General features: G+C 62.0%; 22 protein-coding genes and 3 tRNA genes. 7 read left to right on the plus strand and 18 right to left on the minus strand.

From position 1 onward, the window contains the following. Nucleotides 1–37 precede the first annotated feature (37 nt). From dxs to J2Y41_RS18745, 5 genes are read left to right on the plus strand one after another with little or no spacing between them, the layout of a single operon-like run. Entirely contained in the window at nucleotides 38–2,011 is a 1,974-nt protein-coding gene (gene dxs / locus J2Y41_RS18725; RefSeq protein ID WP_224089624.1) for a 1-deoxy-D-xylulose-5-phosphate synthase, read from the plus strand. Continuing rightward, on the plus strand, nucleotides 2,008–2,577 hold the full coding sequence (locus tag J2Y41_RS18730) for a DUF402 domain-containing protein (RefSeq protein ID WP_309930687.1): 570 nt from the start codon (nucleotides 2,008–2,010) through the stop codon (nucleotides 2,575–2,577). The genes dxs and J2Y41_RS18730 overlap by 4 nt, the downstream gene beginning before the upstream one ends. Then, the gene (locus J2Y41_RS18735) at nucleotides 2,574–3,134 is read left to right on the plus strand and encodes a hypothetical protein (RefSeq protein ID WP_224089626.1); all 561 of its coding nucleotides are present in this window, start codon (nucleotides 2,574–2,576) and stop codon (nucleotides 3,132–3,134) included. The genes J2Y41_RS18730 and J2Y41_RS18735 overlap by 4 nt, the downstream gene beginning before the upstream one ends. Before the next feature lie 32 nt (nucleotides 3,135–3,166). Beyond that, complete coding sequence (locus J2Y41_RS18740; protein ID WP_224089628.1) at nucleotides 3,167–3,385, plus strand: hypothetical protein; 219 nt, start codon at nucleotides 3,167–3,169, stop codon at nucleotides 3,383–3,385. A gap of 43 nt (nucleotides 3,386–3,428) precedes the next feature. Beyond that, a complete protein-coding gene (locus J2Y41_RS18745) occupies nucleotides 3,429–4,406 on the plus strand; it encodes an aldo/keto reductase (protein ID WP_309930690.1) in 978 nt (325 codons plus the stop codon). A 98-nt stretch (nucleotides 4,407–4,504) separates the two neighbouring features. Here the strand turns inward: J2Y41_RS18745 and J2Y41_RS18750 are convergent, their stop codons facing one another. The 9 genes from J2Y41_RS18750 to J2Y41_RS18790 all read right to left on the minus strand — a co-directional run bounded on the left by J2Y41_RS18750 (nucleotide 4,505) and on the right by J2Y41_RS18790 (nucleotide 14,678). Beyond that, nucleotides 4,505–6,649 (minus strand): 3-hydroxyacyl-CoA dehydrogenase NAD-binding domain-containing protein, encoded by a 2,145-nt coding sequence (locus tag J2Y41_RS18750; RefSeq protein ID WP_309930692.1) that lies wholly within the window; start codon nucleotides 6,647–6,649, stop codon nucleotides 4,505–4,507. Then, nucleotides 6,646–7,914, minus strand: coding sequence for an acetyl-CoA C-acyltransferase (locus tag J2Y41_RS18755; protein WP_309930694.1), 1,269 nt, complete (start codon nucleotides 7,912–7,914; stop codon nucleotides 6,646–6,648). Before J2Y41_RS18755 ends, J2Y41_RS18750 begins: the two co-directional genes overlap by 4 nt. 236 nt (nucleotides 7,915–8,150) lie before the next feature. Next, nucleotides 8,151–9,494 carry an HRDC domain-containing protein gene (locus J2Y41_RS18760; protein WP_224089632.1) on the minus strand — a complete coding sequence of 448 codons (1,344 nt, stop codon included), beginning with the start codon at nucleotides 9,492–9,494 and terminating at the stop codon, nucleotides 8,151–8,153. A gap of 59 nt (nucleotides 9,495–9,553) precedes the next feature. Beyond that, the gene (locus tag J2Y41_RS18765; RefSeq protein ID WP_309930697.1) at nucleotides 9,554–10,213 is read right to left on the minus strand and encodes a DUF3000 domain-containing protein; all 660 of its coding nucleotides are present in this window, start codon (nucleotides 10,211–10,213) and stop codon (nucleotides 9,554–9,556) included. Nucleotides 10,214–10,282: 69 nt separating this feature from the next. Next, the gene (locus J2Y41_RS18770) at nucleotides 10,283–11,401 is read right to left on the minus strand and encodes a low specificity L-threonine aldolase (protein WP_309930699.1); all 1,119 of its coding nucleotides are present in this window, start codon (nucleotides 11,399–11,401) and stop codon (nucleotides 10,283–10,285) included. A 10-nt stretch (nucleotides 11,402–11,411) separates the two neighbouring features. After that, nucleotides 11,412–12,161, minus strand: a complete 750-nt coding sequence (locus J2Y41_RS18775; protein ID WP_309930702.1) for an SDR family NAD(P)-dependent oxidoreductase — start codon at nucleotides 12,159–12,161, stop codon at nucleotides 11,412–11,414. Beyond that, nucleotides 12,161–13,528, minus strand: coding sequence for a DUF6421 family protein (locus J2Y41_RS18780; RefSeq protein ID WP_309930704.1), 1,368 nt, complete (start codon nucleotides 13,526–13,528; stop codon nucleotides 12,161–12,163). Before J2Y41_RS18780 ends, J2Y41_RS18775 begins: the two co-directional genes overlap by 1 nt. Before the next feature lie 185 nt (nucleotides 13,529–13,713). Further along, the gene (gene msrB, locus J2Y41_RS18785) at nucleotides 13,714–14,172 is read right to left on the minus strand and encodes a peptide-methionine (R)-S-oxide reductase MsrB (protein WP_309930706.1); all 459 of its coding nucleotides are present in this window, start codon (nucleotides 14,170–14,172) and stop codon (nucleotides 13,714–13,716) included. Between the two features lie 14 nt (nucleotides 14,173–14,186). Then, complete coding sequence (locus J2Y41_RS18790) at nucleotides 14,187–14,678, minus strand: hypothetical protein (RefSeq protein ID WP_216923124.1); 492 nt, start codon at nucleotides 14,676–14,678, stop codon at nucleotides 14,187–14,189. Between the two features lie 135 nt (nucleotides 14,679–14,813). Between J2Y41_RS18790 and J2Y41_RS18795 the strand changes: the two genes are divergently transcribed. Beyond that, nucleotides 14,814–16,118 (plus strand): alpha/beta fold hydrolase, encoded by a 1,305-nt coding sequence (locus J2Y41_RS18795; protein ID WP_309930709.1) that lies wholly within the window; start codon nucleotides 14,814–14,816, stop codon nucleotides 16,116–16,118. Between the two features lie 2 nt (nucleotides 16,119–16,120). Here J2Y41_RS18795 and ybaK read toward each other — a convergent pair whose 3' ends face one another. Genes ybaK through J2Y41_RS18810 form a run of 3 tightly spaced genes read right to left on the minus strand, consistent with a single transcriptional unit; the run spans nucleotide 16,121 to nucleotide 18,105 of the window. Next, on the minus strand, nucleotides 16,121–16,615 hold the full coding sequence (gene ybaK, locus J2Y41_RS18800) for a Cys-tRNA(Pro) deacylase (RefSeq protein ID WP_224167106.1): 495 nt from the start codon (nucleotides 16,613–16,615) through the stop codon (nucleotides 16,121–16,123). Between the two features lie 58 nt (nucleotides 16,616–16,673). Continuing rightward, nucleotides 16,674–17,141: a SufE family protein gene (locus J2Y41_RS18805; protein ID WP_224089641.1), complete on the minus strand. Its 468-nt coding sequence runs from the start codon at nucleotides 17,139–17,141 to the stop codon at nucleotides 16,674–16,676. A 37-nt stretch (nucleotides 17,142–17,178) separates the two neighbouring features. Next, nucleotides 17,179–18,105: a sulfurtransferase gene (locus tag J2Y41_RS18810; RefSeq protein WP_224089642.1), complete on the minus strand. Its 927-nt coding sequence runs from the start codon at nucleotides 18,103–18,105 to the stop codon at nucleotides 17,179–17,181. Nucleotides 18,106–18,316: 211 nt separating this feature from the next. On the opposite strand from J2Y41_RS18810, the gene zapE reads away from it, so the two are divergent. Next, the gene (zapE, locus tag J2Y41_RS18815) at nucleotides 18,317–19,357 is read left to right on the plus strand and encodes a cell division protein ZapE (protein ID WP_224090952.1); all 1,041 of its coding nucleotides are present in this window, start codon (nucleotides 18,317–18,319) and stop codon (nucleotides 19,355–19,357) included. A 13-nt stretch (nucleotides 19,358–19,370) separates the two neighbouring features. On the opposite strand, the gene J2Y41_RS18820 is transcribed toward zapE, so the two are convergent. The 6 genes from J2Y41_RS18820 to J2Y41_RS18845 all read right to left on the minus strand — a co-directional run bounded on the left by J2Y41_RS18820 (nucleotide 19,371) and on the right by J2Y41_RS18845 (nucleotide 22,958). After that, entirely contained in the window at nucleotides 19,371–20,591 is a 1,221-nt protein-coding gene (locus tag J2Y41_RS18820; RefSeq protein WP_309930713.1) for a benzoate/H(+) symporter BenE family transporter, read from the minus strand. A 116-nt stretch (nucleotides 20,592–20,707) separates the two neighbouring features. Then, nucleotides 20,708–20,941 carry an antitoxin gene (locus J2Y41_RS18825; protein WP_309930715.1) on the minus strand — a complete coding sequence of 78 codons (234 nt, stop codon included), beginning with the start codon at nucleotides 20,939–20,941 and terminating at the stop codon, nucleotides 20,708–20,710. Nucleotides 20,942–21,024: 83 nt separating this feature from the next. Further along, the gene (locus tag J2Y41_RS18830; RefSeq protein ID WP_216923133.1) at nucleotides 21,025–22,479 is read right to left on the minus strand and encodes an amino acid permease; all 1,455 of its coding nucleotides are present in this window, start codon (nucleotides 22,477–22,479) and stop codon (nucleotides 21,025–21,027) included. Nucleotides 22,480–22,653: 174 nt separating this feature from the next. Next, nucleotides 22,654–22,729: transfer RNA gene (locus J2Y41_RS18835), tRNA-Gly, on the minus strand. Nucleotides 22,730–22,786: 57 nt separating this feature from the next. Continuing rightward, nucleotides 22,787–22,861, minus strand: a tRNA-Val gene (locus J2Y41_RS18840). Nucleotides 22,862–22,885: 24 nt separating this feature from the next. Further along, a tRNA-Gly gene (locus tag J2Y41_RS18845) sits at nucleotides 22,886–22,958 on the minus strand. Between the last annotated feature and the right edge of the window lie 21 nt (nucleotides 22,959–22,979).

Consider the following 22,979-nt stretch of genomic DNA (forward strand, 5'->3'; position numbering starts at 1 on the left):
GAGTTAACAAGCACGTCATTCACCCTAAGGAGGGCCGTTGGGACTCTTGGAAACCATCAAGGATCCACAGGACCTGGCAAAACTGTCCGGCCAAGAGCTGGAACAGCTGGCCGGCGAGATCAGGAATTTCCTGATTACCAACGTCGCCGCTACGGGTGGACACCTGGGTCCCAACCTCGGCGTCGTCGAGCTCACGCTTGCCGTGCATCGCATCTTCGAGTCTCCCCGGGACAGCATTGTCTTTGACACCGGGCACCAGTCCTATGTCCACAAGCTCCTCACGGGCAGGCAGGACTTCAGTACGCTCCGGCAGCAGGGTGGCCTCTCCGGTTACCCTGACCGCGCCGAATCCGAGCATGACATCGTCGAAAGCTCCCATGCATCGTCGTCTTTGTCCTGGGCGGACGGCATTTCCCGCGCCCGGCAGCTGACCGGCGAAGGCGACCGGTTCGTCGTCGCGGTTGTAGGGGACGGTGCCCTCACGGGTGGCATGACCTGGGAAGCAATCAATAATATTGCCGCTGATAAGCGGCGCCGCGTGGTGATTGTTGTCAACGACAACGGCCGCTCCTATGCACCTACTGTGGGCGGTTTTGCCGACTATCTGGCATCGCTGCGTCCCACCATCGACACTTTGCGGACGACGCCGGCCTATGAGCGGATGCTTGACTGGTGGAAGAAGAAGCTCCAGAACGGTGGTCCCGTAGGCCAGTTCACCTACAAGAGCCTGCACGCCATGAAGAAGGGCATCAAGGACTGGTGGGCGCCCCAGGGAATGTTTGAAGACCTGGGCATGAAGTACATCGGTCCGGTGGACGGCCACAACCTCCAGGCCATGGAGCACGCCCTCACAACGGCCAAGGCCTACGGTGGCCCCGTGATCGTGCATGCGATGACCGAAAAGGGCCACGGCTATGCCCCCGCCCTTGCCAACGAGGCCGATCAATTCCACGCTGTGGGAATCATTGATCCAGAGACGGGTGAGCCGACCGAAAGGCCCGGTGCCAGATCCTGGACCTCGGTCTTCGCCGAGGAAATCGCCGACATCGCTGACGAGCGTCCTGACATTGTCGGTATCACCGGGGCAATGCTGATACCGGTCGGTCTGCATAAATTCGCGGAGCGCCATCCTGAACGCGTTATCGACGTCGGTATCGCCGAACAGCATGCACTCACGTCTGCTGCGGGGATGGCCTACGGTGGCCTGCACCCGGTGGTGGCGGTTTACGCAACCTTCCTGAACCGTGCCTTCGATCAGCTCCTGATGGATGTGGCACTCCACAAGGCAGGGGTCACGATCGTCCTGGACCGTGCAGGCGTTACAGGGCCGGACGGTCCCAGCCATCACGGTATGTGGGACATGGCAATGGTCCAGATTGTCCCCGGACTCCATTTGGCCGCACCGCGCGACGCCACCCGGCTCAGGGAAGAACTGCGCGAGGCGGTCGCCATCAATGACGCCCCCACGGTGGTGCGTTTCTCCAAGGGCAGCGTCGGTTCTGAAGTGGAGGCTATTGAGCGGCTCCACGATGGCGTGGATATCCTCGCACGACGTCCCGAGGGTTCCAGCGAAAACGACGTCCTCATCATCAGCGTTGGCGCCATGTCCGAACTCGCCCTGGATGTCGCCGGCCGGCTTGGCGCCCAGGGAATCAGCTCAACGGTGGTTGATCCCCGTTGGCTCCTGCCTGTCCGCAGGTCAATCATCGCCCTTGCCGCCAGGCATCGTCTGGTCATCTGCATCGAAGACGGCGTCCGGGCCGGCGGCGTGGGTTCGCGCATCCGCCAGGAAATGCGCGCAGCCGGTGTTGATACGGCTTTGAACGAGGTGGGCTTGCCTGTTGAGTTCCTGGTGCACGGATCCAGGAGCCAGGTCCTGGAACGCGTCGGACTGACGGCCCAGAAAATAGCCCACGACGTCGTAGCCCAGGTCCTGGGTACAAAGGTCCCCTTTGCGCGACCCCTGCCAGGTCAGGAACACCCCACCACCGGCAGTCTGCCCAAGCTGTGAGTCCCGATCGCGAGCCGGGCTCCCTGCAGCCCGGTGACCTCGTGGTGGCGAGAAACAGGAAATGGAACGGCAAGGCCCACTGGGTTGTGCCCGGCCGCTACCTGGGTGAGGACATCCACGGGTGGTGGATTTTCCAGGGCGCGGGCGAGTTCTGTTCGCGTCCCGGTGCTGCCTTCTACACAGCTTCGGATGCCGTCCTGCTGGTACCGCGGACCGGCGAATTCGTAGCCACGTTCTATGACGACACCTACCCGGGTGACTTCCGGATCTACGTAGACCTGGCAACCGGCCATGGGTGGAACACGATCAGGCCAGGCGTCACCGAGTTCCACATGATCGATATGGACCTGGACGTCATCCGATCCACCCTTCACGGTGTGTTCGTCGATGACGAGGATGAGTTTGAGGACCACAGGGTAAGCATGGGATATCCCGCAGAAACCGTGGAAACCATGCGTGCGGAGTGCGCAGCCCTTCGTGAAGCAGTGGACGCCATGAAGGCTCCATTCGACGTCGAGGGCACCAGCAACACCAGTGCAGAGTGGTTCAGGAAAGGACGAACATGAGCGGCATTATCCGCGCATACAAGCGCGACGACGAGGGAGTACTTCACTTCCGTGAAGCCTGGTACGACGACGACGACCACCAGTTCGTGATCAATCACGGGGTGGTGGGCCATCAAAGCAAGACTGATGAAACAGGGGTCGACGACGACTCTTCCGTAGACGGCTTGATGGCGGCTTTCGCTGCCCAGTGTGAAGAGGACGGATTCGCTGAGATCCCCGAGTCCGAGCAGTTTTGGGTAGTGGCACAATTCGCTCTGAAGACCAAGGACGGCACAGAACGTGACCGTCACTTCGAGCGCAAGGCCAAGGCGGCCCTGACCGGTGAACTGGCTTGGCGGGGACTGGGAATCGTGGACCGCACGGAGATTGGGAACTCGCGCCTGAACGTCTTTTGCCTTTGCCCGGATGTCAACAAGGCCGTCAATGCCATCAAGATCTGCGTTCGCAATGAGGACCTGGATTTCACCAAGCTCTCCATCGCAGCGGCTCCGCACAGCGACCCCACGGCATTCCGCCTGAAGCACTCGCCCAAGCAAGGTGTGGGCTTTACCCTCTAAGTAGGACCTAACGCACTCAGGAGGGATGTTCCATGTCGTCCAAGAGCAACTGGCCCGGACATACGCCGCTGCCCAAGGGTCTTGCGGCGCCGGCAAAACGCGCCCTGGCCCACGAAGGCATCGAAACTTTGGAACAGCTGGCCGAGTTCGGCGAACAGAAAGCCTCCAAGCTCCACGGCATGGGACCGGTGGCCATAGCCCAGCTCGAGGAGGCAATGGAGGAATCCGGCATCACTTTCGGCTTGCGCTAAACGTCGGCCATGGGCCCCGGAGTGGCGTTATAGGCTGGGTTCCATGACTGAATATCGACGCCTTGGCCATTCCGGACTGACCGTCTCAGCTGTAGGGCTGGGTTGTAACAATCTGGGGCGCGCCAACACTCCCACGGAGTCGCAGGAAGGCACGGATGCCGTTGTCCACGCCGCGATCGATGCCGGGGTGACGTTCTTCGACGTCGCGGATGTCTACGGCCGGGAACCTGGCCTCAGCGAGACCATGCTTGGCAAAGCGCTGAAGGGGCATCGCGACGACGTCGTCATCGGTACCAAGTTTGGTATGGATATGCGCGGGGCCAATGGCAATGACTTTGGCGCGCGCGGTTCCAGGCGCTACATCCTCAACGCGGTGGAAGCCTCGCTACGCAGGCTGGGCACGGAGTGGATCGACCTCTACCAGTTCCACACCCCGGACCCACAGACGCCCATCGAGGAAACCCTTGCAGCGCTGGATGTCCTGGTCAGCAGCGGCAAGGTCCGCTACATCGGACACTCGAACTTCGCCGGATGGCAGATCGCCGAGGCCGAGTACGTTGGGCGGCAGTCTGGAGGGGTTCGCTTCATTTCAACCCAGAACCACTACAACCTCCTGGACCGCCGCGCCGAGCTCGAAGTACTTCCTGCCGCGGGCGCCTTCTCGCTTGGCGTGCTTCCTTACTTCCCCCTGGCCAACGGCCTGCTCACCGGCAAGTACTCCGCCGGTCATGCCCCCAAGGGCTCCCGCCTGAGCCACACGCGAACCAATCTGGTGCATGACGCCGACTGGCAGCAGCTGGGCCGCTTTGGCCAGTTCGCCAAGGAGCGGGGCATCACCGAACTCCAGCTGGCATTCTCGTGGTTGGCAGCCCAACCCGGCGTCAGCAGTGTTATTGCCGGGGCGACGCGTCCGGAGCAGATTCGTGAGAACGCTGAAGCAGTGTGCTGGGTCCCGAGCCAGGAGGAGCGCGAGGAACTGGACGACATCTTCCCGCGTGCTCCCAAAGTGGCACTCTTCTAGACGGCAAAAGGCTCAAACAGGAAAGGGCAGTGGCGGGGGCTTTCGCTCCGGCCACTGCCCTCCCTGATGCCGATTCAGGCTGGGGCCCCGATGCCGATTTAGGCTGGGGCGGAGGCGACGCCCGGTGCCAGGAAACGCTTGCCATTGACGCGTTCGGAGGCACCAACACGGTCCAGATATGGAGTGATGCCACCCAGGAACATGGGCCAGCCCGCTCCCAGGATGACGCAGAGGTCGATGTCCTCAGGCCCGGCAACTACGCCTTCCTCGAGCATCAGTCCGATTTCTTCGGCCAGTGCATCCTGGGTTCGCCGCAGCACGTCCTCGCGTGTGGAGGGAGTGTTGCCGAAGGACATGATGGCCAGGGTCTCAGCCGGGATGATTGGCTGTCCATCCGGACCTGGGACCCAGAGGGACTTTACGCCGTTGTCGATGAGCTTCTGCAGGTTCTGTGAAACGGGGAAACGGTCTCCGAAGGCATTGTGGAGGGACTCCTGCACATGCTGTGCGACCGGCAGTCCCACCATGGCGCTCAAGGTGAAGGGAGTCATCGGCAGACCCATGGGCCGCAAAGCGGTGTCTGCCACTTCGGCGGGGGTGCCTTCGTCGAAGGCCGCGATAACTTCGCCCATGAGGCGGAGCAGGATGCGGTTCACGACGAACGCCGGCGCGTCCTTAACGAGGACCGCGGTCTTCTTCAGGCCCTTGGCGAGTTCAAAAGCCGTGGCAAGAACGGCGTCGTCAGTCTTCGGCGCCCTGACAATTTCCACGAGGGGCATGACGGCAACAGGGTTGAAGAAATGGAAGCCCACCAGCCGCTCCGGGTAACGGAGGTCCTCGGCCATGGCGGTAACAGACAGCGAGGAAGTGTTGGTGGCGAGGATGCACTCGGGGGAGACGATCTCTTCGACTTCCGCGAATACCTGCTTCTTGATGTTCAGTTCTTCAAACACGGCTTCGATGACGAAGTCCGCATCAGCGAAGACTTCCTTGGATACCGAACCGGTGACCAGCGCCTTGGTCCGGTTGGCGGCGTCGGCCTTGATCCGCTTCTTTGCCAGCAATTTGTCGACTTCTGCGTGGACGTACGCAACGCCCTTGTCCACCCTGGCCTGATCGATGTCTGTCATCACGACAGGCACCTTGAGTTGGCGCGCGAAAAGTAGCGCCAACTGGCTTGCCATGAGCCCTGCACCTACCACGCCCACTTTGGTGACCGGTCGCGCCAGCTTGCGGTCCGGTGCGCCTGCAGGCCGCTTGGAGCGCTTCTGGACGAGGTCCAGGAAGGCGTACACGGTGGAGCGGAACTCATCCGTCTGCATCAGGCCGGCAAGGGTTTCACATTCCAGTTCGGCCGATTCGCCTTGGCTCATGGTGCGGTTTGCTTCCATGATGTCCAGCACCTTGGCAGGCGCGGGAGAGGCATTGGACGTCTTCGCCTCCACAAACGCACGGCCTGCTGAGACCGCTTCAGCCCAGCGGCGGGCGGTGTCCTCGTCCGAGGGGTCGACGGCGTTCTTCCGTGCTGGTGTTTCTTCGCCGGCAATGACACGGGCAGCCCATGCCAGAGACTGCTCCACGAAGTCGGCCGGCTCGAAGAGGGCATCGGCAATGCCGAGCTCAAAGGCCTCCGGGCCGGTGAGTGTGCGGTTGTTGCTGAGCGGGTTCTCGATCATTACCTTGACGGCATTTTCGGGTCCGATCAAGCGGGGGAGAATGTATACGCCGCCCCAGCCCGGAACAAGGCCAATAAACGCCTCAGGCAGTGCGAGGGCGCCGGCGCCGGTGGAGACGGTCCGATAGGTGGATTGCAGGGCGATCTCCAGTCCTCCGCCAAGGGCCAGGCCATTGATGAAGGCGAAGCTGGGCACCCCGAGGTTGGCCAGGGTGGAGTACACCGCGTGTCCAAGCTGGGCCATCCACAAGCCATGTTCGCGTTCCTTGAGGGTCTTCACTGCAGAGAGGTCTGCGCCGGCCACCAGGAAGTAGGGTTTGCCGGTTACGCCGACGCCGACGATCTCGCCCTTGGCGGCGCGGTCCTTGAGCCCTTCCAGGACCTGTCCCAATTCCACCAGGGTGTTTGGACCCAGGGTGGTGGGTTTGGAGTGGTCCAGTCCGTTGTCCAGGGTGATGAGGGCGAAGGTGCCTGCACCGCCTGGAAGCTGGATGTCCTGGACATAGGAATGCGTCACGATCTCGTCAGGGAAGAGGGAGGCGAGCTTCTGGAATTCTGCGGCGCTCATGCGGCGGCTCCTTCTGTGGTGGCGTGGCTTGAAGCCGGGACGGAGGATTCGAAATCAGCGTGGTTCGGATTCTCCCAGATCACTGTGGCACCCATGCCCAGGCCGATGCACATGGTGGTGATGCCATAACGGACAGTGGGGTCTTCCTGGAATTGCCGCGCCAGTTGGTTCATCAACCGAACGCCCGAGGAAGCGAGCGGATGTCCGACGGCGATCGCCCCGCCGTAGCGGTTGACCCGGGTGTCGTCATCCGCGATGCCGAAGTGGTCAAGGAAGCTCAGGACCTGCACGGCGAAGGCCTCGTTGATCTCGAACAACCCGATGTCTTCGATAGCGAGGCCCGCGTTCTTGAGGGCCTTTTCCGTGGCTGGCACGGGACCGATTCCCATGACTTCAGGTTCTACTCCCGCGAAGGCATAGGAAACCAAACGCATCTTGACCGGTAGGCCCAATTCCGCCGCGGCTTCTGCCGAAGCGAGCACCGCAGCCGTCGCGCCGTCGTTCAAGCCTGCTGCGTTGCCCGCCGTAACCCGCCCATGGGCCCGGAAGGGCGTACGCAGTTCGGCGAGATCCTCCACTGTGGTTCCCGGGCGGGGCGGCTCATCCTGGGTGTGAAGTGCCCAACCCTGCCCTGGCTTCATGGTGGCGACCGGGACGAGGTCGTCCTGGATCTGCTGGCGGGAATAGGCTTCGGCCAGTTTCGCCTGCGACGCGGCCGCGTAGGCGTCCGTTCGGTCCTTGGTGATGGCCGGGAAGCGGTCGTGCAAATTCTCGGCCGTGTTGCCCATGTTCAGCGCTGCTGGATCTACGAGCCGCTCGGACATGAACCGAGGATTGGGATCAGCGCCTGAGCCCATGGGGTGGTTGCCCATGTGCTCCACGCCGCCGGCAATGACGACGTCGTACGCGCCAAAGCCGATGCCACTCGCCGTCGTCGTCACTGCCGTCATGGCTCCGGCGCACATACGGTCTATTGCGAAGCCGGGCACCGTGCGGGGAAGGCCCGCCAGGAGGGCAGCCGTCCTGCCGATGGTTAGCCCTTGATCGCCTGTCTGGGTTGTTGCGGCGATGGCTACCTCATCAATGCGGTCAGCAGGCAATGACGGATTGCGGCGCATCAGTTCCCGGATGCATTTCACTACCAGGTCATCAGCCCGCGTACCCGCATAGATGCCTTTCTCGCCGGCTTTACCGAAGGGTGTCCGCACACCATCCACGAACACGACGTCGCGGACGCTCCTCTGGGCGTTGCGTGATGGACTCATGTGTTAACTCCTCGTTGAGACATGGTGCCGGATCCCGCAGAGCGGATCTCCGGCTGGCATTGATGCAATGTTACTCGCCAGTAACTTAGGGTGCAAGGTGCTGAGTCTGCAAGGTGCTGGGTCTGCAAGGTGCTGGGCTTGGAATATGCAAGGGAATGCCAGGGGGTCCTGGGACGCAAAAGGCCCGCCACCTCGAACCGGAGTTCGCGTGACGGGCCCGGAGGCAAGGTAGTGGTTCAGTCAGAGTCCTTGGACTGCTGTGCTTCCCTCGGCTTGGACTCCTTGCCGGGGAGTGGCTTTGGGTTCAGGCACGCCTCGGTCAGGATGGGTGCGGCGAAGGAGATTTGCCATTCCCGCGCACCAAGGGTGCGTAGCTCTTCGGCCACTGATTCCAAAGAAACGTCCGACGGCGGGCGCCACGCCACGCGCCGCAGGTAGTCCGGGGTGAGCAGGTTCTCAATGGGAAGTTTCAGTTCGTCGGCCTTTTCCTGCAGCGCGGGGCGGGCCGTGGCGAGGCGTGCCGCAGCGGCCGGATCCCGGTCCACCCACACGCGTGGCGGGGGTGGGGCGTTGGTAGCCAAGTGCAGGGGAGGCAGTTCGGTGAGCGTGCGGGCAGTCGTTATGCACCGCAGCCATCTGGGGGCTTCGCGCTGGGCGGACCTGCCATGGAAGCCCTTGGTGGCCAGGAGCTGTGGAACGGTCGTGGGAAGAGCCTTGGCTGCTGCGACGAGGGCGGAATCCGGGATGAGCCGGCCGGGAGCGACATCTCGCTTGCGAGCTAGTTGATCCCGTTCCTGCCACAGTTCCCGAACGGCGGCCAGCTGGCGGCGGTCACGGATCTGGTGGAGTCCGGATGTCTTCCGCCATGGATCCACCCGCGGGGGTGCGATGCCCGCAGCCAGGATTCCCGCGAATTCTTCCTCGGCGAATCCGAGCTTGCCGTCGGCCTCCAGAAGTTCGATAAGTTCCTCGCGTAGTTCGGCCAGGACTTCGACGTCGAGGGCAGCGTAGCGCAGCCAGGGTTCCGGCAACGGCCGGGTGGACCAGTCTGCGGCGGAATGTTCTTTGGCGAGACCGAACCCAAGGAGTTGTTCGATGACGGCAGCGAGCCCCACGCGGGGAAGCCCGGCGAGACGGGCCGCGAGTTCGGTATCGAAGAGTTTGTCCGGCCACATGCCCAGTTCGGAAAGGCACGGCAGGTCCTGGGTGGCAGCATGCAGGATCCATTCGACGCCCCGCAGGGCGTCATTGACGATGTCCAGGTTGTCAAAGGGCTCGGGGTCGATCAACCAGGTGCCGGCTCCTTCGCGCCGGATTTGGACCAGGAAAGCGCGTTGGCCGTAGCGGAATCCGGAAGCGCGTTCAGCGTCGACACCGGCGGGCCCTGTTCCGGCGGCGATGGCCGCGGCGCAGCGCTCCAGTCCTGCCAAGGTATCGATGACCAGCGGCACGCCTTCGCGCGGGGTATCGAGATCGATGACTTCAGGGATGTGGCTGTCGAAGCCTTCAACTTTGATGTGGGTCGTGGGATCAGCAACCGGATCGCCGGTTGTGGTTTTATCCAGGTTTTCAGGGGTCATGGTGGCTTAAGCTTACCGATTCCTGCTGCTGCAGGCCCTCGCGGACGAATTCAGGGCATTCAATTGAGCCTCCTGTTGGGTAGTCCAGTGACGCCTGGTGGAAGGGGCGGCAGTCCGGCGAACGTACAAACCATGTCAGACCAGGCTTCCAGGTGTGCTTGCACATTGGCCGTGGCAGGCGTCCAGGAGGCCCGCAATTCGATATCTATTGTGTCGGGGCGATCGGAGAGGGTGCCGAAGCTCTCGGAGAGAATCCTCGTGGCGGTCCCTCCGGCAGCGCGGTACTGGGCAGCATGGTTTTCAAGGGCTTCCACCAGCCAGGTCCAGGCGACGGAACCCAGCATGGTGTCGTTTCCCATTTCGGCATCCATCTGGGCGCGGATATAGGTGACAATCCTGAATTCGCCTTCCCATACGGCGGATCCATCGGGATCGTACAGCAGGATGAAACGGCCCGTCGCCAATTCCTCGTCCTCTTCATCCGGAATGCCGGCGTTCTGCTTTTCGGCGAAGGCTTTGGCTGCAGGGCCGTGGACCGGTACCTGCCGGGTGGCGGCCGTGGGGCTGAAGACTTCCGCTCCAAGGGCCACGGCATATGGTGCCAGACGGGCAGGCGCGGGGATTTCGTCCAACCGCAGTTCGCTGCGGCATTGTGCTTTTCGTAGCGTTCCCAAGGCGAAAAGAAATTCCGAGGGAACCTGGGCGAGGGCGTTCACCATCGCAGATTATGCGTCCGGGGCGGCGAATCCCTGTAGGCTCGCCGCCCCGGACAATTCCTTGTTCACTTGTTAGCTGGCCGCCAAATCGCTGGCCAGCTCCCGCTTAATGGCGGCGACGAAGGCATCGATATCTTCCTCCGTGGTATCGAAGGAACACATCCACCTGACTTCACCACGGGCAGCGTCCCAATCGTAAAAGGCGAAGGATGAGCGCAGGCGGTCTGCGACTCCGGCGGGCAGGATCGCAAAGACGCCGTTCGATTGTGTCGCCTGGGTGGGCTCCACGCCGTCGATACCCTCGATCGCCGAGCGCAGGCGTGCCGCCATCGCGTTGGCGTGGGCCGCTGACCGCAGCCACAGTCCGTCCTCCAGCAAGGCTATGAACTGCGCCGAAATGAAGCGCATCTTCGAAGCCAGCTGCATGTTCATTTTCCGAAGGAATTTCAGGCCGTCGGCGGCTTCAGGGTTGAGGGCAACCACGACTTCACCAAAAAGCAGTCCGTTCTTGGTACCGCCGAATGACAGGATGTCCACACCGGCGTCGCGCGTGAACGTACGCAGGGGGACGCCAAGGTGAGCTGCAGCGTTTGCCAGCCGCGCTCCGTCCATGTGCAACTTCATGCCCTTGGCATGGGCGTGATCGGCGATGGCGCGCACTTCTTCAGGCGTGTAGCAGGTGCCCAACTCGGTGGTCTGGGTGATGGAGACAACCAAGGGTTGCGCGCGATGCTCATCGCCCCAGCCCCAGGCTTCACGGTCGATCAACGCGGGCGTGAGCTTTCCGTCTTCCGTGGGAACCTGCAGGAGCTTGATGCCGCCCACGCGCTCGGGCGCCCCATTCTCGTCCATGTTGATGTGCGCCGTGGAAGCGCAAATGACGGCGCCCCAGCGGGGGAGGAGAGACTGCAGGGACAGGACGTTGGCCCCTGTGCCATTGAAGACCGGGAAGGTTTCGATGCCACTGCCGAACTGCTGTTCCAGGACCTCCTGGAGCCGGGCGGTGTAAACGTCCTCACCATAAGAGACCTGGTGGCCTCCGTTGGCTGTAGCCAGGGCAGAGAGGATCTCCGGGTGGACCCCGGAGTAATTGTCCGAGGCAAACCCCCGGACCGAAGGATCGTGGAGTTGCCCCGATGCTGCGGTGGCGCTGGGGATTGCCTCTGTTGTGCTCGTCACTGGTTCGTTCACGCTTTCAAGTCTATTTGGCCAACACGATGCGCTGGCCGTTGATGGTGGCCGCAGGTTTGTCGAAGAGCCCGACGACGGCAGCGGCCAGTTCTTCGACGTCGGTATAGCCGGGGAAACGCCGCTCCGGATGCTCGCGCCGCATTCCGGCATCGACGAGGGATTTGACCACGAAGATAACAGCGGCGCTGTGTTGCTGCGGTGCGGCGGCTTGCTGCGGTGCGGGGTCTTGCGCGTCTCCGGCCTGCGCTTGCCGGAAACCGTCCGCTACCGCGAGTGTCCAGGCTTCCGCAGCGGCCTTGGCAGCCGCATAGCTGGCGGTAGCGGCTGTGGGAGCAGACGCAGTAGTGGACGAGACCATGGCAAAACGGCCATATGGTGATTCTTCCAACTGGCGATAGAAGACGCGGGAGACATTGCGCAGGGTGGTGATCGCGCCCTCTTCAAGGGAGGCCCAGTCGTCGTCGGACTGGTCCTCGATGCCGGTCGCACTGCGCCAGCCACCCACAAGATGGATGACGCCGTCTACCCGGTCGATGCCGAGCTGACGAATCGTCTCTGCAAGTTCGCGGACGGCGTCAAGGCTCGCGAGGTCGCAAACCAGCGGAGTCACGCCATCTCCGGCCTCCAAAGCTGCGGTCTTGATGCGGACGTCGTCTGAACCGATGGTGAAAACCCTGTGACCGGCAGCCGCCAAAGCGCGCGCCGCGGCGACGCCGGACGCGCTGCTGCCGCCGGTCACGAGGACTGTCAGTGGGCTCATCAGGCCGCCATCGCGCCAGTGATGCCGGTAGTGGATTCGATAACAGGGCGCATTTTCTTCTCCAATGCTTCGTAGAACATGGACAGCGGGAACTCATCGTCCAGGACTTGATCGGTAAGGGCGCGGGGGGCACCGTTCAAAGGCAAGGCATCAGGGCCCTTGGCCCAGATCGATGCCGGGTGTGGAGTCACTGTACCGGAAATGAGTTCGTAGGCCGCAAGCCAGTGGGCAGCCTTCGGGCGGTCGATGGAACGCCAGTACAGCTCTTCGATCCTGGCACCGAGTTCGATGACTACATCTGCCGCTTCGTCCCAGTCGATGCGGAGCTTGCTGTCCGTCCAGTGCAGCACGTGGTGTTGGTGCATCCACGCGAACAGGAGCTGGCCACCAAGGCCGTCGTAATTGCGGACCCGGCTGCCTGTGATCGCGAACCGGAAGATCCGGTCAAAAATCACCGCGTACTGCACGAGCTTGGCGTGCTTGCGGGCATCAGGATCGGCGTTCTCGTCCTTTTCGATGCGAACGGACTCCCGGAAGGCCGTCAGGTCGCATCGGAGCTCCTCCAAAGAGTAGAGGAAGAACGGCATGCGCTGCTTGATCATGAACGGATCAAAGGGAAGGTCGCCGCGCATGTGCGTGCGGTCGTGGATCAAATCCCACATGACGAAGGTGCGCTGGGTGAGTTCCTGGTCTTCAAGGAGCTCCGCGGCGTCCGCAGGGAGCTCAAGTGACGTGGTGGCCGCCGCAGCCTTGAGTACGCGCCGGAAGCGGGCCGCTTCGCGGTCTGCAAAGATGGCGCCCCACGTGAATGTCGGCGTCTCCCGGACAGCCACTGTCTCCGGGAAGAGGACTGCCGAGTTGGTGTCGTAGCCCGGTGTGAAATCCACAAAACGGATCGGAACGAACAGCTTGTTGGAGTACTCGCCAGCTTCCAGTCCCCCAATGAACTCCGGCCAAATAACCTCGATCAAGACAGCCTCCACCAGCCGGTTGGTGCTGCCGTTCTGGGTGTACATCGGGAAAACCACCAGATGCTGGAGTCCATCCACCCGCTGTTCCTGCGGCTGGAAGGCCTGGAGGGAGTCCAGGAAATCCGGAACTCCAAAGCCGTCCTGAACCCAGCGGCTGAAGTCTTCCACCAACAATTCAAGGTATCGGGCGTCGTGGGGGAAATGAGGGGCCAGCGTGTTGATGGCGTCCGAAATCCTTGCCACCAGTTGGGCGGCTTCAGCGTGGGCAGCCGGATCCTTAATGGAACCGTCCTGCTCCTGGTAGGCCTGGAGTGCGGTGGCAGCGGCCTTGAGTGCAGTCCACTCCGCGTTGTCGGCAGTGACACGCGGGAGGGCGGCGGTGGCGGTGATAGTCATTGATGCTCGTCCTTTCAGAAGTCGTTCATGCTTCTGATGTGAGCGTAGCAACCGAAAAGTTTAGCTAATCCAAAAAACGGTTGAGCATAAGAAACTCTGGTGGAAACGGTTGTTTCAAAGCGTCCGAGATGCAGCAGCTGCGCTTTCCGGGACGGGCATCGCACGCGAGACCGCCCCGGAAGGGCCTACTTCTTTTCGGGTCCAGCCGGCTCTTTCGACTCCACAAGCCGCAGCGAGATCGAGTTGATGCAGAAGCGCTGGTCCGTGGGAGTGCCGTAGCCCTCACCTTCAAACACGTGGCCCAAATGCGAGTCGCAGTTGGCACACCGGACTTCCACCCGGTCCATCCCCATCGTGCGGTCATGGAGGTAACGCACCGTGCCCTCGGCCAACGGTGCCCAGAAGGACGGCCAACCACAATGGGAATCAAACTTTTCGTGGCTGGTGAACAACTGGCTGCCACAAGCGCGGCACTGATAAACGCCTTCGGTATGAGTGTCCCAGTACTCGCCGGTGTAAGGCCGCTCAGTACCGGCCTGGCGCAGCACGCGGTACTCATCCGGAGTCAGCTCTTCACGCCACTGGGCATCGGACTTCTCCATGGGCACGGCCGTGGTCTTGCTGGTGTTCTCAGGAGTGTTCATGTCTTATGCAACGCTCACGAGTCGCCGATAAATCCCGAACCCGCATACAAGTGAAGAACTGGAAGCCCCAACTGGTCCTGCGCCTTGTTGGCCCAATCCGTGTGGAAAGTATCCGCGATTGCGTGCGGACGTGTTACCACCACAGCTTGCGCGGCATCCAGTGCCCGGACCTTCGCTACCAAGCCGGCCACGGCACCGCCGTCGACGATCTCGCCCGTGACACCCCCGCCCAAACCTTCCAGCGCAGCCAACGAAGTGGCCAGTGTTTCCGACGCCTCCGCCCTCTCAGCATCCGGGTTGGGGGACTGGCCACCAAGTTCCCGGAACGCTTTGGCAATATCGAGCATGGAAAGGTTCTCCAGGAAATCAACCAGGAGATGTCGCTCGGTATTGGCCGGGACCAGGACAACCAAGGGTGCGTCGCCGCCGTCGACCAATTTGGCGATGTTGACGCGGTCGTCGGGACCAAGGGGCTCTTCTGTCAGGATGACGATGGGATCGCTCATGGCTACAGCGTAGTCCCGCCGAACAGCACGACGCAGATTTTCGGCCCTCAATTCTCCCAGCCCATTCCCGCAAGCAATCCGCCGCGCTGCCTCCACGTGCATGGACCACGGCCACTGAACGGCGACAATGGAGCCATGGCATTGAATACCCGGTCAGCGAGCGACGCTGCAGAGAAGAAAATGTCCCTGCGCACTAAATGGGCCATCGCAGGAATCCTCACCGGAGGGACACTCGCAGGATTCGTCGGTGCCGGATCTTCAGCGCTCGCAGTGTATTTTGCCCGGCGCGTCATTACGCCCGCTGCCCGTCATGAGGACCAGGAGGTTCTCGCCGTCATCCGTGGAGACAAAGGACTGCAGGTCATCCTTGCGGCCACCCCGGACACCACCATCGACGGCGTGTTCAGCCTCTTCTTCGAGGGCGGTAAAGGCCATGCCAGGATTGGCAGGATCGTGTCCTACTCACCGGCTGAACAAACGGTGCTGCGCGAGGTCGAAGAGGTCTACAGCGGCAATCTGGCTGAAGCCCGCCGGGGATGGTGGAGCGGCGCGACCTACCCGGATCCCGCTGCCATCGGCCTGACCGCCGAGGACGTGGAGATTGACCTCGACGTCGGAAAGGCGCCAGCGTGGTTGGTCCGGGCGGATGCAGCTACCCACGCTCCAATCTGGGCGATCATGGTGCACGGCCGCGGTGCCACCAGGCTTGAAGGCCTCAGGGCTGTACGGACCGCGCGGGAGTTGGGACTGGACAGCCTGCTGATTTCATACCGCAATGACGGACTTGCGCCCTCGGCACTTGACGGGCGGTACGGCCTGGGCTCCACGGAGTGGCGCGACGTGGAAGCCGCCATCGAATATGCGATGGCACACGGCGCCCGGGAAGTGGTCCTGTTCGGGTGGTCCATGGGTGGAGCCATCAGCCTCCAAACAGCCGATCTGTCCAAGCACAGGCACCTGATCCGTGCATTGGTGCTGGACGCGCCAGTGATCAATTGGGTCAACGTGATGGCCCACCATGCAGAGATGAACAGGATCCCGTACAACGTAGGCCGATACGGACAGCTGATGCTCGGACATCCACTGGGCCGCCGGCTCACCGGGCTATCCGCTCCCTTGGATTTCAAAGCGATGGACTGGGAAGCACGAGCCGTTGAGCTACGAACCCCAACCTTGCTGATCCACAGTGTCGATGATGACTACGTCCCCTTTGAGCCTTCTGCCAGCCTTGCGGAGAAGAACCCGGAAATGGTGACGTTCGAACCGTTCCACGGCGCGCGGCACACGAAGGAGTGGAATGTTGACCCGGAGAAATGGGAGCGGCTGGTTCGCTCGTGGCTTCAGCGTCAATTGGCTCCACGGAACAATCCCGGGCAAACAGAGGTTGGTGGTCAGCCCGAGGGTGCTGGGCAATCAGAGGGTGACGTCACCCCAAGGTGACGCTAGCCCTTGGCGCCGATCGGGGCGGTCACGGCCTTGGTCAGCCGGACCAGGTCCTTTGGGGCAAGTTCGATGTCGAGACCGCGTCGCCCGCCGGACACCAGGATGGTGTCAAAGGACAACGCGGAATCATCCAGGACTGTAGGGGAGGGCTGGCGCTGGCCCAAAGGGGAGATTCCGCCCAAGACGTAGCCGGTCCGGCGCTCGGCCGCCTTGGGGTCCGCCATGGCTGCCTTCTTCGAACCCAGGGCTGCCGCCACGGACTTGAGGTCCAGGGTTCCTGAAACGGGGACGATGCCGACGGCGAGTTTGCCTTCGACTTCAACCATCAAAGTCTTGAAAACCCGCTTGGGATCGATGCCCAGGACTTCGGCAGCTTCCAGCCCATAACTTGCGGCCGATGGATCATGGGAATACGGGTGCAGCACGAAGGGAACGCCGGCCGCAGCTAGTGCTGCAGTGGCCGGCGTTCCCTGTGATGCCATCTTCTTGGCCATGTGCCAGGACGCCTCTCACCTTTGCTGTGCAGAAAGTGGCTTTGCCTTGCAGAAAGGCTTAGCGTTCCAAACGGCTTGCTGCCGCCACTTTCCGCTTGATCCTGCCCAGCATGGCGGTCATGCCGCGCATACGCAGGGGAGTGATGGCCCTGGTCAATCCCAGCAACTCCGGCATGTCATCCGGTACGTCCAGAATTTCCCGGGCCGTCAACCCATCGAGTCCTTCGTGCAGTACCCCGGCGAATCCACGCGTGGTGGGAGCCTCCGGAGGCGCTTTGAAAAACAACCGGTAGGCGCGGGGGCCTTCGGCATTGTCCTTGTTTTTCTCGGATTCGATCGTGAGGAACAAAGGTGACTGGCATTCCACAACCTGCTCCAGCAACTCCGGGTGGTCCTTGAGGCGCTCCGGAAGCTCCGGCAGCCCACGCGAGAACTCGAGCAGCAGTTGCAGGCGGTCAGGCTCCGTCAGTGCCTGGAAGTCATCGACGATTTCCGCCAGTGCGGCGGGCAAAGTGTTGGTACTCATCACTTCCAGCTTACGCACAACGGCGCTGATTGCATTGCTAGTTACGGACCAAGGCGGCCGGCACGGATCCGCGCTCGGCGCCCTTGACGATGGGTACGCGGACCGCGTTGCCCCACTCGGTCCAGGAACCGTCGTAGTTGCGGACGGTTTCAAAGCCCAGCAGGTACTTCAGTGCGAACCAGGTGTGGCTGGACCGCTCGCCAATGCGGCAGTAGGCCACGACGTCGTCGCCCGCCGTCAAACCGGCTTCCCCCAGGTAGAGGGCTTCCAGTTCCTCACGGGAACGGTAGGTGCCGTCCTCAGCGGCTGCGCGGGCCCACGGGATCGAAGCAGCAGTGGGGATGTGGCCGCCACGCAGCGCGCCTTCTTCCGGGTACGCGGGCATGTGGGTGCGCTGGCCCGTGTACTCCTCGGGGGAGCGCACATCGATCAGGGGGTTGCCCAGGTGAGCCAGGACGTCCTCTTTGAAGGCGCGGATGGGAGCGTCGTTGCGCTCTACTTCGGGGTAGGTTCCCGGGGCCGGCGTCGGTACGTCCGTGGTCAATTCGCGGCCTTCGGCGATCCACTTGTCGCGGCCACCGTCCAGCAGGCGCACATCTTCGTGTCCGAACAGCGTGAAGACCCAGAGGGCGTAGGCTGCCCACCAGTTGGACTTGTCACCGTAGATCACCACAGTGGTGTCGCGGGAGATGCCCTTGGATGCAGCCAGGGAGGCGAATGCGGCGCCGTCCACGTAGTCGCGGGTCACTTCATCGTTCAGGTCGGTGTGCCAGTCGATCTTTACGGCACCCGGAATGTGGCCGGTTTCGTACAGGAGGACGTCCTCATCGGACTCCACGACTACCAGCTTGCCGTCGGCGATGGCGCCTTCGGCAAGTGCTGCGGCAAGCCACTGCGTGGACACGAGTCGTTCAGGGTTCGCGTAGGAAGCGAACTTTTCGTTTTGTTCAACGGGGTAGGACATGATGATGGCCTTTCACTGACAACGGGCGGAGCCAGGCCCTGGAAGCTGCATCAGTTGCCGGCCCGGCGTGCTCCAACACTAACCACGGGCCGCGAGGAATGCTTCCCCGCTGGTCACATGGTGAAACATGGCCTTGGTCACGTCGCCGTTTTCGGGACGCCCGATGCCGGTATTCTTGCTGGGGACCCAAATACTGGAAGAACGGACCACCGTGGTACAGATCGAACAACTGGCTGCCCGCACACCGGCAGTCTCCGTGGAGGAACTCCTCAAGGGTTTCTACCCGTCTCCGCGATTCGGAGAGGTATCGTTCGACAGCTACCGCCCGGACCCCGCCCAGCCCAGCCAGGCCAATGCGGTCAAGCTGCTGTCGGCTTTCGCCGATGGCGTGGGCGCCGATGACGGCGGCGGGCTGTTCAAGAAGTTGTTCGCCAAGAAGACCCCCGCCACTCGGGCCGGCATCTACCTTGACGGAGGCTTCGGCGTCGGAAAGACCCACCTCCTGGCCTCCCTTTGGCACAGGTCTCCTGGGCCCAAAGCCTTTGGCACATTCGTTGAGTACACCAACCTCGTAGGCGCGCTCTCCTTCCGCAAGACCGTGGAAGCCCTCAGCAACTACAAGCTGGTCTGCATTGACGAATTCGAACTCGATGATCCCGGCGACACCGTGCTGATGTCCCGCCTGATGCGCGAACTGGCCGACGCCGGCGTAAAGTTGGCCGCTACCTCCAACACCCTGCCGGGTTCCTTGGGCGAAGGCCGCTTCGCAGCCGTGGACTTCCAGCGGGAAATCCAGGTCCTTGCCGACCAGTTCGACGTCGTCAGGATCGACGGCGAAGACTTCCGCCACCGTGGCCTGCCCGCAGCTCCATCACCTTTGAAGACTGAAGAACTCAAGCACCGCATGCACGCCGAGTTCGACGGACAAACAGTTGCCGTGGATGATTTCCGCACTCTCGTGCACCACCTCGCCGGCGTCCACCCCAGCCGGTACCGCCAGCTGATCTCAGGCATCGAAGCCGTGGTGTGGCGCGACGTCGAGACGATTACCGAGCAGGCAGTAGCGCTGCGCTTCGTGGTCCTCGCCGACCGCCTCTATGACAAAGATGTGCCGATTCTTGCCAGCGGCGTTCCCTTCGACAAACTCTTCACCGAAGAGATGATGACCGGCGGATACATGAAGAAGTACTTCCGTGCCGTCTCCAGGCTTACGGCTCTCGCCCGCGAGGGACAGAACCACGAACCTGCCTGATCCGGTTCCGCCTCTACTTGTGTGAAGGTGTCAGCGGTTCCCGGTCTTTCAGCAACCAGCGGACTAGTATGCCTCCCGCCAAAGCCCAGAAGGCAGCCCCCACTCCTGCGAAGCTGATCCCTGAGGCGGCAAGCAGGAAGGTGATGCACGCGGGTACGCGTTCTTCGGCAACTGCCAATGCGGAGGAGATGGCTGAGGCCAGCGTGCCGAGCAAGGCCAAGCCTGCTACCGCTTCAAGCAAGCCGGCGGGTGCAGCCGCCACCACCGTGACAAGGGCTGCCGAGAAGGCTGCCAGTATCAGGTAGGCAAGGCCAGCCACGAATGCCGCAATCCAGCGCCTGCTGTGGTCTTTCCCTGCTTCCTCTCCGGCCGCCAATGCCGCGCTCAAAGCAGCAAGGTTGATCGCGTGGCCTCCGAATGGGGCGCCCGCAATGGTTCCGGCTCCGGTGACCACCATCGATGCCCGCCAGGGTGTTGTGAAGCCAAAGGATTTAAGCACGGCGACGCCGGGAATGTTCTGCGATGCCATCGTGACAATGAACAGGGGCAGGGCAAGCCCCACCGCTGCCTCCACCGTGAATGTTGGAGTGGTCCACTCGAGCCGCGGCAACAGGTCATCCCCGGGGATCTGAACGCCGTTCGCCACGATATGGATGCCGATGACGGCGAGGGCGACCAACAGTGAGGCCGGGACCGCCCAGCGGGCCGCGAACTTCGTCATCACCAACCAGCAAAGGGCCACCGGGCCAATCAGCAACGGCGCTTCTCCCAGAGATCTAAAAGGAGCCAGGCACAGGGGGAGGAGGACGCCTGCGAGCATCGCCTGCGCAAGCGGTGTGGGTATCTTCGCCATGAGCCTGCCAAGGCTGGGGAGTAACCCCGTCAGGACGATCAGCACCCCGACGACGACGAACGCACCCACCGCTGCCGGCCAGCCGCCGTCGACCATTCCTGCAGAGGCGAGGAGCGCGGCACCCGGCGTGGACCACGCCAGGGTGACTGGCATTTTCGACCTCCATGCCAGCCATAAAATGCCCAGTCCGAACGTGAGTGTGAGGGCCAGCAGGCCGCTGGAGGCTTGCGCCTGGTTGGCTCCCACAGCCTTCAGTCCGGCAAGGACCACGGCGAAGGAGGACGTGAAACCGACGAGGGCGGTGACAATGCCGGCGGTGATGGGTGCCGCCAACGTGTCCTGGCGGGAGGGACGCTGGACTGCGGAAGAGGCTGATGGCATAAGGACCAAAATACCGGACTGGAAGCTGGAGGCCGGTTAAACGCCAAGGGCACCGGTGGCGCCTCTCGGCGGGACCGGTGCCCCCTTGACGTATCTGGTACGGCGGGCTCAGGCAGCTACAGCTGCTTAGGCTCATCCGTGATGGGAGCCTGTGCGGCGTTCCCGTCTGTTGAAGCCACGAAGTCGGAAGCGGCATTCTGAACCGCGTCAACCTGACCTGCGAACTTGCCGCCTGTCTTCTGGTCGACGAAGTCTCCGGCCTTTTCGATGCCATTCTGAATGGCTTCTTCGTTGCCCTGAATGAGACCCTGAGCCTTACCCTTCAGGTCGTCAATTAAACCCACGGGCACCTCCCTTCCTTCGCGGAGCCAGTTCGCTCCTCCGCGTCCGACCCTAACACCAGATCCTGGACGTGCCAAGGATTCCAGGGGCGCTACGCCAAGGGCTTACTGAGCTCAAGGTGGCGTGGGCTGTCCGGATTCATGAGCGAGTGCTTGCGGCCGTAGGAGAAGTAGATGATCAAGCCAACAATGAGCCAGACGGCAAAACGCAGCCAGGTTTCCCAATGCAGCTGGGACATCAGGAACGCGGAAGCCAGCACGCCGAAGGCGGGAACTACGGGCATCCACGGCAAACGGAAGGTGCGGGGGGCATTTGGCTTCTTGTAGCGGAAGACGATGACGGAAATGCAAACCACAACGAATGCTGCCAGGATGCCGATGTTGGTGAGGTCCGCCACTTCCTTGATCGGGAAAACGCCGGCGAGGAACGCTGAGGCGATGCCCGCGATCCAGGTCACCCGCTGGGGTGTGCCGTGACGGTCGGTACGGGCGAACCATCCCGGCAGCAGGCCGTCGCGGCTCATGGAGAACCATACGCGGGTAACGCCCAGAAGGAAGGTCAGCATCACGGTCAGGATGGACAGGACAGCGAAGACCGAAATGATGGTGGCGATGATAGGCAGGCCAACCCCGGTGAAGGCCGATGCGAAGCCAGCCTTGGGATCGATGTCCTTGTAGTTCTGCATGCCGGTGAGGACGAGCGTAGCTGCCACATACAGCAGCATGGCGATGATCAAGGACAGGACGATCGCCTTGGGCATGTGCTTCTTGCCGTCCTTGGCTTCTTCCGCGGCGGTACTCATGGCGTCGTAACCAAAGACAGCGAAGAACACCGTGGCTGCACCGGCAAAGACCGGGCCGAAACCACTGGGCATGAACGGATTGAAGTTCTCAGTGTTGATGTAGAAAATGCCCAACCCGATGATGAAGAGGATCAACACCACCTTGATGGCAACAGCCACCAATTCGAAGCGGCCGAAAGCTTTGGTTCCCCTGCTGAGGATCCAGGTCACCAGGAGGCAAACCAGGATCGCCGGAAGGTTGATGATGCCGCCCTTGCCTTCATCCACTGTGGACGTCATCCAGGTAGGCATGTGGATTCCGATGCCGGACAAGAAGGCATCGAAGTAGCCGGAGATGCCGATTGCCACAACGGCAACAATGGCGATGTATTCAAGCAGGAGATCCCAGCCAATGAACCAGCCAATGATCTCGCCCAAAGCCACATAGCCATAGGTGTAGGCGGAGCCGGCCCTGGGGATCATGCCGGCAAATTCGGCATAGGACAGAGCGGCCGCGCCGGAAGCGAGTCCGGCGATAAGGAACGAGACGAGCACTGCAGGGCCTACGCCCGGATTGTTGGCGTCGCCGTGGGCTACAAGGCCAGCAAGCGAGAAAATGCCGACGCCGATAATGCCGCCGACGCCGATGGCCGTCAGTTGCCAGAGGCCAAGACTCTTGAAGAGTCCACTGTGCTTGCTTTCTTCCTCGATATCGTCGATGGGCTTGCGCCGCATGACGGATTGGGAAGCCGTCTGTTGATTCATGGGGTACTCCTGCCAGTTGGCGTGGAACGGTGATGAGTTCGCATTACATTGTGCGAGAGGAATCACATTAGATAAAGCGACTTTTTCTTAGGTGTATCAGTTACCTCAAATGATGAATGGCATTTGGCTCCGCGTGGGCATAAAAAAAGCAGCTCCGAGGAGCTGCCTTTTTATTGGAGCGGACGACGAGATTCGAACTCGCGACATCCACCTTGGCAAGGTGGTGCTCTACCAGCTGAGCTACGTCCGCACATGTTGCCTGCCCGGCAAATGCCTGGCCTTCAACAACAAACAAGTTGCCTTGTTCTGGTGGGCGATACTGGGATCGAACCAGTGACCTCTTCCGTGTCAGGGAAGCGCGCTACCGCTGCGCCAATCGCCCGTTTCCGGGTCCTAATGAAAGGAGAGCGGACGACGAGATTCGAACTCGCGACATCCACCTTGGCAAGGTGGTGCTCTACCAGCTGAGCTACGTCCGCACATGTTGCCTGCCCGGCAAA

Source organism: Arthrobacter sp. 1088, assembly GCF_031455315.1.
GTDB lineage: Bacteria > Actinomycetota > Actinomycetes > Actinomycetales > Micrococcaceae > Arthrobacter.

Excerpts from the sequence above, each read along its gene's own strand:
- J2Y41_RS18735 (WP_224089626.1), top strand. The coding sequence starts at position 2,574 with ATGAGCGGCATTATCCGCGCATACAAGCGCGACGACGAGGGAGTACTT.
- J2Y41_RS18740 (WP_224089628.1), top strand. The coding sequence starts at position 3,167 with ATGTCGTCCAAGAGCAACTGGCCCGGACATACGCCGCTGCCCAAGGGT.
- J2Y41_RS18745 (WP_309930690.1), top strand. The coding sequence starts at position 3,429 with ATGACTGAATATCGACGCCTTGGCCATTCCGGACTGACCGTCTCAGCT.
- J2Y41_RS18750 (WP_309930692.1), bottom strand. The coding sequence starts at position 6,649 with ATGAGCGCCGCAGAATTCCAGAAGCTCGCCTCCCTCTTCCCTGACGAG.
- J2Y41_RS18755 (WP_309930694.1), bottom strand. The coding sequence starts at position 7,914 with ATGAGTCCATCACGCAACGCCCAGAGGAGCGTCCGCGACGTCGTGTTC.
- J2Y41_RS18760 (WP_224089632.1), bottom strand. The coding sequence starts at position 9,494 with ATGACCCCTGAAAACCTGGATAAAACCACAACCGGCGATCCGGTTGCT.
- J2Y41_RS18765 (WP_309930697.1), bottom strand. The coding sequence starts at position 10,213 with ATGGTGAACGCCCTCGCCCAGGTTCCCTCGGAATTTCTTTTCGCCTTG.
- J2Y41_RS18775 (WP_309930702.1), bottom strand. The coding sequence starts at position 12,161 with ATGAGCCCACTGACAGTCCTCGTGACCGGCGGCAGCAGCGCGTCCGGC.
- J2Y41_RS18780 (WP_309930704.1), bottom strand. The coding sequence starts at position 13,528 with ATGACTATCACCGCCACCGCCGCCCTCCCGCGTGTCACTGCCGACAAC.
- msrB (WP_309930706.1), bottom strand. The coding sequence starts at position 14,172 with ATGAACACTCCTGAGAACACCAGCAAGACCACGGCCGTGCCCATGGAG.
- J2Y41_RS18790 (WP_216923124.1), bottom strand. The coding sequence starts at position 14,678 with ATGAGCGATCCCATCGTCATCCTGACAGAAGAGCCCCTTGGTCCCGAC.
- J2Y41_RS18795 (WP_309930709.1), top strand. The coding sequence starts at position 14,814 with ATGGCATTGAATACCCGGTCAGCGAGCGACGCTGCAGAGAAGAAAATG.
- ybaK (WP_224167106.1), bottom strand. The coding sequence starts at position 16,615 with ATGGCCAAGAAGATGGCATCACAGGGAACGCCGGCCACTGCAGCACTA.
- J2Y41_RS18805 (WP_224089641.1), bottom strand. The coding sequence starts at position 17,141 with ATGAGTACCAACACTTTGCCCGCCGCACTGGCGGAAATCGTCGATGAC.
- J2Y41_RS18810 (WP_224089642.1), bottom strand. The coding sequence starts at position 18,105 with ATGTCCTACCCCGTTGAACAAAACGAAAAGTTCGCTTCCTACGCGAAC.
- J2Y41_RS18820 (WP_309930713.1), bottom strand. The coding sequence starts at position 20,591 with ATGCCATCAGCCTCTTCCGCAGTCCAGCGTCCCTCCCGCCAGGACACG.
- J2Y41_RS18830 (WP_216923133.1), bottom strand. The coding sequence starts at position 22,479 with ATGAATCAACAGACGGCTTCCCAATCCGTCATGCGGCGCAAGCCCATC.